This is a genomic window from Hymenobacter sp. BT730 (genome assembly GCF_030542105.1).
In the GTDB taxonomy this organism is placed as follows: Bacteria; Bacteroidota; Bacteroidia; order Cytophagales; family Hymenobacteraceae; genus Hymenobacter.
On sequence record NZ_JAUOFB010000006.1, the window covers coordinates 155,913 to 171,031 of the forward strand.

General features: G+C 54.6%; 11 protein-coding genes. 5 read left to right on the forward strand and 6 right to left on the reverse strand.

Features of this window, described 5'->3' with window-relative positions; genetic code table 11:
• Window positions 1–99: 99 nt before the first annotated feature.
• The 6 genes from Q4G72_RS15345 to Q4G72_RS15370 form a co-directional block, all read right to left on the reverse strand.
• Complete coding sequence (locus tag Q4G72_RS15345; protein WP_303312307.1) at window positions 100–525, reverse strand: cytochrome c maturation protein CcmE domain-containing protein; 426 nt, start codon at window positions 523–525, stop codon at window positions 100–102.
• Window positions 526–691: 166 nt separating this feature from the next.
• A complete protein-coding gene (locus Q4G72_RS15350) occupies window positions 692–922 on the reverse strand; it encodes a CcmD family protein (RefSeq protein ID WP_303312308.1) in 231 nt (76 codons plus the stop codon).
• Complete coding sequence (locus Q4G72_RS15355; RefSeq protein ID WP_502213689.1) at window positions 903–1,574, reverse strand: cytochrome c biogenesis protein; 672 nt, start codon at window positions 1,572–1,574, stop codon at window positions 903–905. Before Q4G72_RS15355 ends, Q4G72_RS15350 begins: the two co-directional genes overlap by 20 nt.
• A gap of 16 nt (window positions 1,575–1,590) precedes the next feature.
• On the reverse strand, window positions 1,591–2,232 hold the full coding sequence (locus Q4G72_RS15360; RefSeq protein ID WP_303312319.1) for a heme exporter protein CcmB: 642 nt from the start codon (window positions 2,230–2,232) through the stop codon (window positions 1,591–1,593).
• Window positions 2,233–2,433: 201 nt separating this feature from the next.
• Window positions 2,434–5,670 carry a hypothetical protein gene (locus Q4G72_RS15365; protein WP_303312310.1) on the reverse strand — a complete coding sequence of 1,079 codons (3,237 nt, stop codon included), beginning with the start codon at window positions 5,668–5,670 and terminating at the stop codon, window positions 2,434–2,436.
• Between the two features lie 21 nt (window positions 5,671–5,691).
• Window positions 5,692–6,789, reverse strand: a complete 1,098-nt coding sequence (locus Q4G72_RS15370) for an NAD(P)/FAD-dependent oxidoreductase (protein ID WP_303312311.1) — start codon at window positions 6,787–6,789, stop codon at window positions 5,692–5,694.
• Between the two features lie 85 nt (window positions 6,790–6,874).
• Between Q4G72_RS15370 and Q4G72_RS15375 the strand changes: the two genes are divergently transcribed.
• The 5 genes from Q4G72_RS15375 to Q4G72_RS15395 all read left to right on the forward strand — a co-directional run bounded on the left by Q4G72_RS15375 (window position 6,875) and on the right by Q4G72_RS15395 (window position 14,878).
• The gene (locus tag Q4G72_RS15375; protein ID WP_303312312.1) at window positions 6,875–7,510 is read left to right on the forward strand and encodes an MBL fold metallo-hydrolase; all 636 of its coding nucleotides are present in this window, start codon (window positions 6,875–6,877) and stop codon (window positions 7,508–7,510) included.
• 45 nt (window positions 7,511–7,555) lie between these two features.
• On the forward strand, window positions 7,556–8,251 hold the full coding sequence (locus Q4G72_RS15380) for a CDP-alcohol phosphatidyltransferase family protein (protein ID WP_303312313.1): 696 nt from the start codon (window positions 7,556–7,558) through the stop codon (window positions 8,249–8,251).
• Between the two features lie 129 nt (window positions 8,252–8,380).
• Window positions 8,381–12,331, forward strand: a complete 3,951-nt coding sequence (porU, locus tag Q4G72_RS15385; protein ID WP_303312314.1) for a type IX secretion system sortase PorU — start codon at window positions 8,381–8,383, stop codon at window positions 12,329–12,331.
• Window positions 12,332–12,373: 42 nt separating this feature from the next.
• Window positions 12,374–13,588, forward strand: coding sequence for a type IX secretion system outer membrane channel protein PorV (gene porV, locus Q4G72_RS15390; protein ID WP_303312315.1), 1,215 nt, complete (start codon window positions 12,374–12,376; stop codon window positions 13,586–13,588).
• A 3-nt stretch (window positions 13,589–13,591) separates the two neighbouring features.
• Window positions 13,592–14,878, forward strand: coding sequence for a M16 family metallopeptidase (locus Q4G72_RS15395; protein WP_303312316.1), 1,287 nt, complete (start codon window positions 13,592–13,594; stop codon window positions 14,876–14,878).
• The last annotated feature ends 241 nt before the right edge of the window (window positions 14,879–15,119 follow it).

The window sequence follows — 15,119 nt, forward strand, 5'->3', positions numbered from 1 at the left end:
ATTATGAATTCAGAACTATGAATTGAAAATCGGATTCCGCTTCAAGCAGCATACAGCCGCCCAAAGCGGAATCAGCATTCCGAACTCATAATTCCATACTTACCGCGCAGCGGTAGCGCCTTTAATATCTTTCTCCACGTACTTCGAGGGGCACTTCAGCAGGATCTTATCGGCCACGAACACGTCGTTGCGCATAGCGCCTGTAATCACCACCTGCTCGGATTTGTCGAAGTCCTGAGGCTTGGGGTTGAAGTACACCACGCGCTGGGCAATGCGGTTGGTATCTACCAGCGTGAAGGCGAAATAATTGGGGTCGAGCGTGGGGTTGTATTCCAGGCCCATAATGTTTTTCTGCGTGTCGCGGGGCAGGCGGCCCACTACGTGCACTTTGGTGGTATTGCCTTCGGCGGCCAGTTCGCGGGCCTCCTTAAAGGACACGTATTGGCTTACATCACCGGCCGTGGTTACCAGAATGCCGATGGCAATGGCAATGACGGTCAGGATAAGCAGGTGTGATTTTTTCATGGTATTACGGAGCGGAAAGCACGAAGCTGGCTGTTGCGGGGCCAACTCATCTGAACAACCAAAACGGGCCGAATAAATCCGCCGGTCCAACGGAAATCTAAAGGAACTGAGCACAGTGAAAGTTTATCCCGGAACACTTCCAGGCTACCGGCTGTGGTCAGCTGCTTTACTTTATTTCTTTTTCCAGCCGGCCCAGTTTGCGGTCCAGGGAAATGAGGTAGGCGAACAGGGCGGCCAGCAGCACGACGATAACGGCCACCACCACATATATTTTACCGCTCTGACGCAGCATATCAGCCATTTCGGGCGTGTCGGTGGCAGTTTGGGCGGCGGCGTGCAGCACAGGCAGCAGCAGAGCCAGCACCAGCAGAAGGGCGTTACGCAAGCTGTTTTTCATATACTTTTTGTTTAAGCAGCGAAAGGCGCACAGCCAGCTGTGTAATCCAGACGCCCAGCAGCGTCCAGCCAATCACAGCCGGATAGAACACCAGGCGCATATCACTGTCGAGGTCGTAGCGGGCAAAAGCCGGGTTACCGCCCGCGCCCGGATGCAGGGAATCAGTAAGGCGGGGCAGAATAAAGAAAAGCGGCATGGCTGCCGAAAAAGCGAAGATGTTGTAGATGGCTGATACCCGGGCGCGCTGCTGCTCATCCGTAAAAGAAGAGCGCAGCACCAGGTAGGCCCCGTAAATCAGCATAGCAATGGCCGCGCCGTTCAGCTTGGGGTCGTTGGTCCACCAAGTGCCCCAAGTAAAGCGGGCCCAGATGCTGCCTGTTGCCAGGCCAATCAGGCCCATCAGAATGCCGGTTTTAGCAAACTCGTGCGACAAAGTATCCAGGCGGCTGGTAGGATGGCGCAGGTAGCGTACGGAAAACACCACGGAGGTTGTCAGGATAATCGTCATCCCGAACCACATGGGCACGTGGAAGTAAAGGTTGCGGATGGTTTCGTTGAGGATAGCCAGGCGCGGCACCGGCATCAGCAGCCCGGCTATAGCCGTGTACAGCACCAGCACCACGGCCAAAACTTTCCACCAATTGCTCTTGATCATAGAAACGTTGGAATCAGCTTCGCCACAAAAAAGGAAACAGGATGTAGGACACCGCGCCCACAATCAGATTCAGGGCCACCAATGTGAGCATAGAGCCCCGGCTGGCTTCCCATTCCAGCCCATCCAGCGCGTTTTTCGACACTTTAATGAGCATGAGCAGCATCGGAATCATGATGGGAAAGCCGAGCACGGCCATGAGTGTATGGCTGTTGGTGGCTTTGGCCGCAATGCCCGATACCAGGGTGAGGGTAGCCGCAAAGCCCAGGGCGCCCAGCAACACATTACTTACAAACAGAGGTACATCCTGTACGGGGTTACCCAGTACCAGCGCATACACGCCAAAGCCCACGGTAGAAAGCCCCAGCAGCAGCATGGCGTTGTAGCCAATTTTGGCCAGAATAACGGCCTGCGGCCGCACCAGAGCATAATAGTAGAGCTGCCGCCCGCGGCTTTCCTGCAGGAAGCCCTTCGCCACGGCATTCACGGCGGTGAAGAGCAGAATAATCCAGAACAGGGCATTCCAGGCCGGCACCGGTAGCTGGCCACCACGCAGGGCAAAGCTCATGTAGCACACAAACACCGTGCTGCCCACGTACAGCAGCATGCCACTCAGGGCCGCGCGCTGTCGCCATTCCAGACGAAAGTCCTTCTGTATCAAATACCAAATCTCACGGAGGAGCTGCACGGCAACAGGAGTGGTGAACGGGACGGCAAAGATACAACCCAACTCCCGGATGGCCACACCCCGGTGCTACCTATGACGAATGTCATGCCGACACCAGCCCCGAAAAATGCCAAAATCCCTTGCCTGCGGCAGCAGACAAGGGATTTTTCAAGTAGCCCTGGAAATGGCCGGTTAAAAATCGTACCCCAGGGTGAAGTAGAACTTGGGGCCATTCCGCTCATAATCCTCTTCTCCCCAAGCCACATCCAGCTTACCGTAGAAGCCCAGAATAGTGCTCCGGGCGCCTACACCATAGCCCATCAGTAGTGGGTTGCGGAAGCGCACCACCGTGGCCGAAAAGGCATTACCGTTGCTGGGCCGGATCTGGGTGTTATAAGAGTTCTTCTCTGTAAAGGGGTTTGCACCGGAGTAAGCGCTGCCAGCATCGCCGAAGGCAGTGAGCTGCAGATTGCGGAAGAAGCCGGAATAGATGGGCTTGTTAGTGAAGTACTGAATAATGGGAATGCGTAGCTCAGAGTTAAACAGCACGTATTTGGGGCCACTGCGGGCATTATAGTTGAAGCCGCGCATGTTGGTCACAAATTCCTGGTAGAACACATTGGCCGGCTCCCCCCGAAACACCTCGCTGGCCGGACCATTGTAGCTATTGTTCAGCCAGTTGTCCATACCACCCAAACGGAAGGTTTTGGGCGACTTACCAAAGAACTCGCCATAGCTGGCGCGGTTAGCCCAGATAATCTGCCGGTGGATTTTCTGATAATGCCGCAGATCCACGAAAAACTTATTGAAGCTCTGGTTGACGTCCCGCGTGGCGTGCAGCACTTGTACCCCGGCTTTCATGCGGGTGCCTTCCAGCATGTTTACACCGGTAGAAATGGCATTATCAAACACCAGTTCAGAACTGCCGCCCAGGAAGTTTTCCACCACATCCCGATCCGAAAGCTTATCCAGCCGCGTGGTCCGCACATTTACATAACGGGCCGCTACGCGCACACTCAGGTTAGGCGTAAGCGGATAGGCCAGGCGCGGAGCCACCTCATGGCGGGTAAAACGGGTATCACCCAGTTCAGTGCCTACGCTGTAAGACTGTTTCTGATAGCTCAGGCCCCAGTCATAACGGCCGCGCAGGTTAGAATACTCGGTGAAGATGTTGCTGGTTCGCAGGTCGGTAAGGGCGAAAATCCCGGCCCGGATGCGGTGGTCCTCAAATAAGTCCGACATCGATGCCTGCCCAATCAGCCCCCACCCCAGCAAGGGGTCTACGTACACAGTAGACACTACTTTATTGATGCTGAACTGCCGGCCGTACCGGATGGGGCCTACCAAGCCAATACCATCGGCAGGGGCCGTAGCGGCTGCCCGCTGAGCCGTACGCTGTTGGCCACGTATAGGCGTATCTTCCTCATACTGGTAGTCCTGCCCCTGGGTCCGTTGGGTAGTTTTTTGTTGCTGTGTAGAGTCAGTAGCTATGGGGTGTTGCACGGTATCCTGCACAACCGGGGCGGGGGCCGGCGTAACGGTGGCCGGCTTGGAGCGGTCTTCCAGAATTTCCTGACGGGCAGTTTTCGAAAGCTGCAGGCCGGCGGGCAGCGGATACGCCGGGTTTAGGAACACAAAGGGGCGGGCACGGTCATTGGCTACATACGCCAGCGTAGAAGTGGCGGCGCTGTAGTCATAACTGCGCAGGTTGGGCAGCAGGCTGGTAGCCGGGGTACGCTGCTTGGTTGTGAGATTGTAGCGGTAAACGTTGCGCACGCCGCTTTCCTCACTCAGAAAAAGCACCTCGGTATCAGACAGAGCCCGCGGAGCGCTTTCGTTGGAGATAGTGGCCACCAACGACTCTACCGGCTGCGGACGACCATCCAGATGGTACAGAAACAGGTCGTAGTTATTCACTACATACGCAAAGTTGTTCTTCGTCTGCCCCGTGGTATCCATCCAACGGTTAGAGCTGAACACAATGCCCTGTCCATTGGGCAGAAAAGTGGGCTGCACATCATCAAACAAGTCATTGGTAAGCCGCTCCGGCGTGCGGCTACCGCTGCGCAGCAGAAACAGGTCGTTCTGGCCATTCACGGCCGCACTAAACACTAATGATCTGCCATCGGGTGAGTATTGCAGGCCCATTATCTGCGTATAGCGGCTCAGAATAGTGGAGCCTTCGCGCCCACTAAATGGTAAGGCTTCCCAAACGCGGGCCAGAATACCGGCCGGGCCGGCATTAGCCGGGCGCAGCCGCAAGCTCATTTCACCCCGGTCGGTTTCGGCCACGGCCAACTCGCCATTATTGCGCCAGGCCAACACAGGCAAGCGCTGATCTACCTGCTGATCGGGGGTTTTATAGCCGCCGCGGTGCACTACGTGCCGGTTGCCGCCGGTAGCAGCATTGCTCACAATTACCCGGTAGCGGCCCCGGTCGTTCATCACGTAGGCCAGCTGACGGCCATCAGGACTGAGCGCTACCTGCGAGTACTGTACCTCGTGCCGGTTGCGCTTCACCAGCCGGGCTTTACCATCGGGCAGGGTGGTGTAGGGAGTGGTAGCCTGGGCATTCAGCTGGCGGTAATAGATCAGCCAGTCTTTCAGAAAGGTTTTATACGGCACATTCAGCGAGCTGCTGATGCCAGTCTCTACGTCACGGGTAATGCGCGTGAGGTTTAGGATATTCTGAATGGAGGTGTAGCCGTAGCGCTCAGCAATGTAGTTCCATACCGACTGCCCAGCCAGTTCGGGGCTGCGGGCGAAGAAGGGGGAAGGACGGTTGGCGTCTATCTGCTGCGTCATGTCGCGCATATACTCGTCCATTTCCACGCTCCAGCCCTCGGCGGTATAGGCTGCCGCGCCGGTTATAAACCAATCCGGCAATTGCAGCAGGTAGTTGCTTTGGATGACTTCCTTTAAGGAGCCGCCATACATCATGTCGTGCAGCAGTACCCGCGTTACCTGAAAGCTTACGTCGCGCTTCAGCTGGGTTTGCTGGCCCTGGAAGGCAATCTGCACTTTATCCATGCGCAGCAAATCCGTTTCACCGCCCATCTGGTACTTGTCATCGTTCAGGCCGATGTTGCTCTGCCGCAAATCCGTGACGGAGTTGTAGAGCATGAGCGTGGTTTTGGAGTAGGGATAATACCCCAACAGCGAGGTGATGCGCTGCAACTCCTTTTCCGCGTACTCGGCCGTGCGCCGGGCCGTAGCCTCGCCGCCGGCGTAGAAATACACGTTGAAGTTGGCCGTGGAGAAATAGCTCCAGTCAAACTTTTTATACTGAATCCGGACCCGTCCAAACGGCTCCTGCGACGTTTGCGCCACCGTGCCAGTGAGCGTGCTCAACCACAACACGGCCGTCAGTAAGCCAGCCAGGAAGAGCCAGTGCCGCCGTTGCCGAAAGGAAGTATACAGGTACATCATCGAGCTAAAGAGCAAAAAATATCAGGAAGATATAACCGCTGCCAGAGAGGCCGCAGAATAGAACGACTGAAAGCGCTGAATATTGACCTCGGACCACATTTCTGTAGTACCCACCAGCACATCGGCAAAGTGCTCAGCCAGCAGGGGGGCCATAAGCACACCCTTGGACCCGAAGCCGTTGCATATACTGAGTAAAGGCTCCGCCGGATGCGTGCCCAGTAAGGGTTTTCGGTCGCGCACGGCCGGGCGTACACCCGCCCACTGCTGCAACACTTCAAACGGCAGGCTGGTTACTTCCGCAAAGCGCTGACTAAGCTCGGTGCGGGCCTCTGCCGTAGTGCCCGCCGCAAACGGCGGCCAGCGGTAGGTAGCACCCACCCGGAACCGCTCCTGCCCCAGCGGCACCACATAGGCTCCTTTATTTAATACCTGCGCTTCTGATAAACCCGGGCAATGCACGTCTAGTACCTCGCCCTGGTTGGGGGTAAGTGGCAACCAGCTAAACCACGGATTATATACTGCCCCCGCACCTTCGCAGAAGATAACGCGGCCAGCCTGCACCGTATCGGCATAGCTGACGTCCGTGGCATTGATAACAAGATGCTCCGGGGCGAAAGTTTCCACGCGCAGCCAGCCTTCTGCTACGCCTTTTTTAGCCTGAGCGGACAGCATTTCCCGCACCTGCACATACCCGCCTCCGCGGATACGCATGCCACCAAAATCCTGCCGCACGCCCGGTAATGGGGGGAGCTCCGCGCTAAGCTCTTCCACAAACTCCTGCCAGGGGTGGTCGGCGCTGCGGGCCATGGCGTTGTTCTGATCCGCTACCGAGGAAAACAGCTTCAGAATGGGCATTAGATGGAGAAACGATTCGCCCAATTCCTGCTCCAGGCTTTGGTAGTAGTGAATGGCAGCGGGTAGAAATTCGGCTACCCGCCAACCCAGCGCCAGGCGCTTACCAGCCACGGGGTTCAGTAGTCCGGCTGCCACATTGGAAGCCGTATCCACCGGCGCCGCATCCAGCACCAGCACGCGGTGGCCGCGACGGCGCAGTACGGTAGCTAGCGTAGCACCGGCCAGTCCGTGGCCTACGAGCAGATAATCGTAGTACTCCCTCATGCGGCCAAGGTACACAAGTACGGCCCGAATGTGTAACTTACCTCGCCATTGAGCCCGTTTTTGGGCTGATTTCAGACTTTTCTGCATGCTTGTTTCCGGGTTTACCTTCAACGCCTTTTCCGAAAACACTTACCTCCTGCACGACGATACCAAAGAGTGCGTCATTGTAGATCCGGGCTGCTACTCAGCCGCCGAGCAGCAGGCCCTGCAGCAGTACATTGAGGAGCATCAGCTACGGGTAGTATTGCTGCTGAATACGCACGCCCACATCGACCATGTGCTAGGCAACCGGTTTATAATGGATACTTATAAAGTACCCTTCCTGCTGCATGAGGCCGATTTTGCTACCCTGCGCTCCGTAGAAGCTTACGCGCCGGCCTACGGCTTTGCGCAATACCAGCCGGCTGAGCCGACGGGCGCACTTACCCCGGAAGAACCCATACGCTTTGGCCAGACTGAGTTGGAAGTGCGCTTCACACCGGGCCACGCTCCCGGCCACGTGGTGTTCTACCATGCCCCCACGCAGACGGTCATCGGCGGCGACGTGCTGTTCCAGGGTAGCATTGGCCGCACCGACCTGCCGGGCGGCGACTACGCCACGCTCATCAACAGCATTAAAACGCAGTTGCTCACCCTCCCTGATGAGGTAACGGTGTACCCCGGCCACGGCCCGGCTACCACCATTGGCGCAGAGCGCCGTTCGAACCCGTTCCTGCAGTAAGGGACAATTATTCCCATACTTTCTACCACCACCAAGACTCTTCCCTTGAAACGACACCTTCCCAACGCCGTTACCTGTCTTAATTTATTTGCGGGCTGCCTGGCGCTGGAACAGATTTTTGCGGGTAATCCGCAGGCGGCAGCTTACTTAGTAGGTATTGCGGCGCTGTTTGATTTTGTGGATGGCTTGCTTGCCAGGGCACTGCACGTCAGTTCGCCGATTGGCAAAGACCTCGACTCACTGGCGGATATGGTTTCGTTTGGGGTGGTGCCAGGCGCTTTCTTGTTTACACTTCTGCAGCAGGCGCTTCCCGCCGCAGGCCTACCCGCATGGCTGGCCTATGCGGGTTTTATCGTCACGGTATTTTCAGGGCTGCGGCTGGCTAAGTTCAATAATGATACCCGGCAGACCACCTCCTTTATTGGTTTGCCCACGCCAGCCAACACGCTGCTGGTGGCTTCGCTGCCGCTTATTCTGGCAAACGATACTTTCGGCCTTACCTCCTATATTCTGAACCCGTGGGTACTGCTGCCGCTCTCACTGCTGCTGTCTTATCTGCTGGTAGCCGAAATCCCGCTATTTGCGCTTAAATTCAAAAACATGAGCTGGCAGGACAATTCCCTACGTTTCATTTTTGTGCTGCTGGCTCTGGGCCTGGTATTGTTACTTCAGGCCACCGCTATTCCTCTGATTGTCTTGTTATACGTGGCCCTATCCATGCTAAAACCCAGCTATAGCTAGGCTACACAATAAACTCCCTGAAAGGCAGTTACTATCGGAAGGCAGGAATGAACCGTCGGTGTGGCGTAGCTGTTCCTAACGCCTCTCCCCTGCTCGTTTATCTTGCTCTTGCCGCTGATTTAAACCTCTATGCCCCGTCGTCCGCTGTTGCTGCTGCTTTGGATGCTGCTGGGCTGGTCGTGGGCCGGACAGGCACAGACTCCCGATGACCACGCGCTGCGGGTAGCGCTGCATTGGCAAGGCACCGAAACCGTTTACCTGCCCCAGGGCCGCACCAGGCAGGTTCCTACGTTTGCAGAAGCGGGTTTCCGGCCTGGTCAGTTGCTACCCTTTTATCAGTTTAGTGTTGATGGCCGGGTGGCTACGGATGAGTTGCAAGATGCCGTGTACGAGCCACTGACTGCGGCCGAAATAAAAGCGCTAGGCACTGCTCCTATTGCCGGCACATCAGAGCTTCGCCGCGCCAGTGGCATGGAGAATCGGCAGGCCCGTACCCTTCTTACTCTTACACCTCTGCGCCGCAATGCTGGCACGGGGCAAGTGGAAAAGCTGATTTCGTTTACCTACTCCTACACCATTCAGCCGGCAACGCAAGCCCTGCGCCGGGGCGGTGCCCATGTCTACGCAGCTAACTCTGTACTAAGCCAAGGCCAATGGTACAAAATTGGTGTACCCGCTAGTGGTATTTATAAGCTGGACAAAGCTACCCTACGCACCTTGGGCCTGGATGTGCAGACCCTGGACCCGCGCCGTCTGCAGCTTTACGGCAACGCTACCGGCCAGCTCCCCCAGCTCAATAGCGCCCCTCGCCCTGATGACCTGGTGGAAAATGCCATCTACGTATCCGGCAACAACGACGCAACTTTTAACGACGAGGAGTATGTGCTTTTCTATGCGCGAGGACCCCATACCTGGGAGCCCAACCCCAGCAGCCCGCGCACCTTTCGGCATCTTTACCATACCTATACCGATACCGCTTATTACTTCCTGACGGTAGGAGTTGTCCCCGGCCGCCGTGTAGCACCGGCAGCCACCATTACTGGCACGCCCACCGCCACCGTCACCGCCTTTCCCGATCATCAGTTTCATGAAATTGATCTGGTAAACCTGCTTAAATCGGGCCGCCAGTGGCTGGGCGAAGGGTTTGACGCTGGTACCACACAAAAGGATTTTTCCTTTTCCTTTCCTGATCTGGTAGCCAATGAACCCGTATCCGTTACCAGCCTCACCGTAGCCACTGCCAATACAACTACGTCTTTCCAAGTGGCGCTTAACGGGCAACCTATCGGCTCCCAGTCTATTGCCAGGCTAAGCGGCGACTACTTTCCAGAAGCCGCTAACCTGCAGTTGTCCACCTTTACCAGTTCCGCTCCCAGTACCACCGAGTTAAAAGTAAGTCTGACTTATAACGCCGGCGGCGACTTCTCAGCGAAAGGCTACCTCGATTACCTGGAAATTACTGCCTGGCGCAAACTGCGCTTGAGTGGTTCAGCCCTGGAATTTCGCGCCTTGGCTAATGCTACGGCTGGTACTATACAGGAATTTGTGCTGGAGAATGGCGCCAGTGCCACCGTGTGGGATGTTACCAATCCGCGTCGGGCGCAGGAGCGGCCGTTAACCAATGGCACCTTTCTGGCTCCGGCCGATTCTCTTCGGGAATTTGTGGCTTTCACTGGCAGCAGCTTCCCGCTGCCCCGCCTGTTCGGCCGTGTAGCCAATCAGAACTTACATGCCCTCAGCCAGGGTAACCAGCTGGATGCGGTAATTGTAACTCATCCGATTTTTCGGGCAGAAGCTGAGCGGCTGGCCGCACACCGCCTCCGCCACGACGGCCTGCAAATGCAGGTGGTCACCACCGAGCAGGTGTATAATGAGTTCAGTTCCGGCGGTCAGGACATCACCGCCATCCGCGACTTTATGAAGATGGTCTACGAGGCTAACCAGCGGCCTGCTGGCTCGGCACGCATGGCCTTGCTTCTCTTCGGTGATGCTTCCTACGACTACAAAGCCGACCCCGGCAATGACCCCAAATTTCTGCCTGAATACTGGTCTCAGCGGCAGATAACCGACAAGAATAACCAAAACTACGTCCCGGTTTACGAATCCTACGAGTCGTTTGCCCGCATTTTTCCCCGCGCTTTCAACGATGGTATCTCCTTTTCTTCGGATGACTATTTCGGCCTGCTGGACGACAATGAAGGCGAATGGAAAGAAAGTTATGAAGCTGATATAGAGCTGCTAGATATTGGCATAGGCCGTCTGCCGGTGCGTACCCCTAACGGCGAGCCGCACTCTACCGCCCAGGCCCGCCTGGTAGTGGATAAGCTAATTGCCTACGATCAGCCTACCAGCTTTGGCAAGTGGCGCAACCGTATCACCTTCGTTTCGGATGATGGGGATTCCAACCTGCACTTACGCGGCGCTGAGCTATTGGCCAACCAGATAATGAAGCAGGAGCCGGCCTACAATGTGCACAAGGTGTACCTGGATATGTATCCGCAGGTAGTGGTAGCTGGTGGTCAACGCTCACCGGAAGCAGCCCGTGCCATTGACCAAAGCCTGGAGGAAGGCTCCCTGCTGATAAACTATACCGGGCATGGCGGCCCCAAGGCGTGGAGCGATGAACAGATTTTTACCATCGAATCCATTAAAAAGCTGCAGAATACGCAGCGGCTGGCCTTTCTGCTCACTGCCACCTGTGACTTCAGTACGTATGATGACCCCGGTTTTGACTCCGCCGGGGAGGTAGCACTGACTGATGTAGCGGGCGGCGCCATTGGCCTGCTTACTACTACCCGCGTCGTCTTATCTGGCAATAATTCTCTGCTGAATCAGCAGTTTTTTAATGCCGTCTTTAAAGAAGAAAACGGTCGACTACCAAGCTTAGGTGAGGTCATGATCCGCACTAAAAACCAGAGCGTTTCGGGTGCTTACAACCGCAACTTTGCCTTACTCGGCGACCCTTCTATGCGGCTGGCCTATCCAAACTATACTACTACGCTGCGCGAGCTGAACCACCACGCCATAACCACCACACCAACGGATACGCTCAAGGCTATGTCTACGGTGGCGTTGGCGGGGGACGTAACTGACCGGTCCGGCGCGCTGGCCTCTTCCTTTTCCGGTACGGTACAGGTAACCGTGCTAGATAAGCCTGCACCAGTGGTTACCTTGGGCAATGAGCCTAACGATGGGCAGCAAACGGTGCAGGTACAGGAAAGTGTGCTCTACGATGGTAAAGCCACGGTGCGTGACGGCCGCTTCCAACTGGAGTTTATGGTGCCGCGCGACATCAACTACAACATTGGGCCCGGTAAAATCAGCCTGTATGCGGCCGCGCCTCAGTTGGGCCTGGATGCGCATGGTGCCAATAAAGATGTCTTGGTAGGCAGTGTAGCCTCCGATATAAAGACCGATACCATTCCACCCGTAGTACAGCTGTTTCTGGATTCAGAATCTTTCGTTTTTGGCGGCCTTACCGGTTCTGAATCCATGCTCTTGGCCCAGCTCAGCGACAGTAGCGGTATTAACACAGCCGGCGCCGGCATTGGCCATGAAATAACCGCTGTACTGGACAACGACCCCAGCAAGCTCCTCGTTTTAAACAGCTACTATACCGCCGATGTCGATAACTTCCGTAGTGGCCGCGTACGGTACTTACTAAAAGATCTGGCCCCCGGCCCGCACGTATTGCGCCTAAAAGCCTGGGATACCTTCAACAACTCCACGGAGCAGGAATTGGAATTCATTGTAGTACGTAACGAAAAGCTGGCGCTGGAGCACATCCTGAACTATCCTAATCCGTTTGCGACCACCACTACGTTTCACTTCGACCACAACCGCCATGGTGAGGATCTGGACGTACAGGTGCAGATTTTCACCGTCACTGGTAAGTTAATTCGTACTCTGGCCACCTCAATCCCGACCAGCCCTGCTCACGTAGGTACGCTCAGCTGGGATGGGCGTGATGAATTTAATGACCAAGTTGCGCGTGGCGTGTATCTATATCGGCTTCATGTTCGTTCTCCCCGCGACGGTGCGCAGGTAAGTAAGTTTGAAAAACTTGTCCTCTTGCGTTAACCTGTTTACTTGCATCTCCATTACCCACCTTTTCTAATGTATATGTTGTCGAAGTTGACTGTGCGACTGAGTTTTCTCACCACCACCGGGCTGCTCACCTTGTCGGTAGCCGCTTCGGCCCAGCAGCGTGATGACCACGCCATTACTACGGCCGTGCCCATCCTCACACTCAGTCCTGACGCCCGCTCCGCTGCTTTAGGTGAGGCTGGTGTGGCCATTTCGCCCGACGCCAACTCCATGTACTATAATGCCGGAAAGCTGGGCTTCGTGCCGTACAACACCGGCGTATCACCTTCCTACACACCTTGGTTGCGCTCTATTACAGATGATATGGGCTTAGCTCATGCCTCTGCTTACCACCGTGTAGGCCAGCGCGCCGCTTTTGGAGCTTCGCTTACTTACTTCGATCTGGGCACCATTCAGTACCGCGACAACCTCAATAACTCCAAAGGAGATTTTAACCCTAAGGAATATGCCTTTAGCGTAGCCTATGGCCAGCGGCTGAGCGAGAACCTTGGGGTAGGTGTAGCAGCGCGCTTTATCCACTCTAACCTTACGGGCGGCGATACGGATACGAAACCCGGCAACGCAGCTGCAGTAGACTTGGGCGTGTACTACACGAAAGATCTATCCATCGGTGTCCAGGATTATAACTTGGCTCTTGGCGCTTCTATTACCAACATCGGCAATAAGATTTCCTACACGAACCCCGAGGAGGGCAACTTCTTGCCCACTAATCTGAAAGTAGGTACAGCTATTACCAAAGAACTGGACCCCTACAACAAGCTTACCTTTACTTTTGACGCTAATAAACTGCTGGTACCAAGTCCCTATTACATTACGGGCGATACCACGGGCAGCGGCAGACAAGCACTGGAACAGATAGATTCTGAAAACAGAGCGCGAGCCAGCAAATCAGTGGTTAGCGCTATCCTAGGCTCCTTTGGAGATGCTCCAGGTGGCTTTAAAGAGGAAATGCAGGAAATAAACCTGTCCGCTGGCTTAGAGTATTGGTATAAGGATTTGCTAGCCGTACGTGCAGGCTATTTCTACGAGCATCCCCAAAAAGGAGCCCGGCAGTACCTCAGCTTTGGAGCTGGATTGCGTTACCAGGTTTTCGGAGTTGACGCCGCCTACTTGGTCCCTAACGATAAGAACAATCCCCTTTCGCAAACTTTACGCCTCTCTCTGCATTTTAACTTTGGTGAAGGCGCCAACACTTCAGGCGCTACAGACTCCCCGATACCAACCAATTAGCCTATGCTCAACCGCTTGGTTGCCCCTCCCGTTCAGCCGCTGGCCAGTGTAACGCTGCCCGCGGCTGATGTGCTTTTACTGCCTAATGGCAGCCGTCTGCACGTTCTCCATAATGCGGCTCAGCCCGTAATACGTCTGCAAGTAGTGTTCCGTGCCGGAAAATGGTACGAGCCCGCGCCCGGTGTTTCGCTTCTAACAGCCCGTATGCTCTTGGAAGGGACCCGCACCCGCACGGCTCGCCAAATAGCTGATGAAGTAGCCTTCTACGGTGCCTCTCTCGAATGTGAGCAAGGTTTTGACCGGGCTACCCTAACACTGTATTGTCTTACTCGACATTTAGAGAAACTGCTGCCCTTAGTATACGATGTCCTTTCTGAGCCTACGTTCCCTGAGCCAGATCTAAGTTTACTCAAAACCCGCACTATTCAAAATGTGCAGGTAGAGCGGCAAAAGACTAGCTATTTGGCAGCAGAACGCTTTTCTCGGAACTTATTTGGTAGTGCACATCCCTACGGTATTGTGTTCGATGAAAATAGCTTTCAAGCTATTACCCAAAGTGAAGTATTAAGCTTCCACCGACACGCCTATAATCTGGCAGGATCAGAAGTCTTTCTTTGCGGTGATGTTACCGCAAAGCATGTAGAACAGGTTCAGGCTTTAGTAGGAATAGGAAACCGGTCCTCTCAGGATCAATCTCCCCCTACTGCCTTTACGGCTCCATTAGCCACCCCAACACAAGATTACGTTACCGTGTCCGATAGTATTCAATCTTCACTTCGCATCGGGAGACTATGGCCATCCTCAAATCATCCGGACGCGCATAAGCTTCAGGTACTGGCTAAAATCTTAGGTGGCTATTTTGGATCACGGCTAATGAAAAACATTCGTGAGGACAAAGGTTTCACATATGGTATCTACGCCAGTGTAGGCCCCCGGGAGCACGCTACTAGCTTTGTCATAGGAACTGATGTAAATGCTGCCAGTACTAAAGCCACAATTACCGAAGTGCATCATGAACTTAAAAAGCTACAGCAAGAACTAGTTCCAGCAGATGAGCTGCTAACTGTCAAGAATTACATGGCAGGCAAATTTGCAAACGAACTTAGTACTGTCTTTGAGCAATGTGACAAGTATAAAAGCTTGATATTCCTCAATCTCCCTGTATCCTATTACACTGACTTTTTACAGAACGTTAGTAATATTACTACGGCTGAAATTCAAGAACTGGCCCAACAGTATCTCTCGCCAAAGGACATGATTGAAGTAGTTGCCGGGCCTGAATCCAATTAGAATGCATTAGACATAAAAAATCCTGCTAGTTATTTCTAGCAGGATTTTTTATGTCTAATGCATGCTTATAGTTACTCGGCTGCAGTTAATAAGCCTAATTTAAAAAAGTAAAAGCGCTTCAATCATCGGATTCACTCTTCAAAGCCCTAGAATTGGCCAAGCAATTCAACTTTGTGTACAAGCAAGAAGGCCTCCCGCAGCACGAAGTCGCGGGAGGCCTTACAAGATAGGGTTGGCGGCG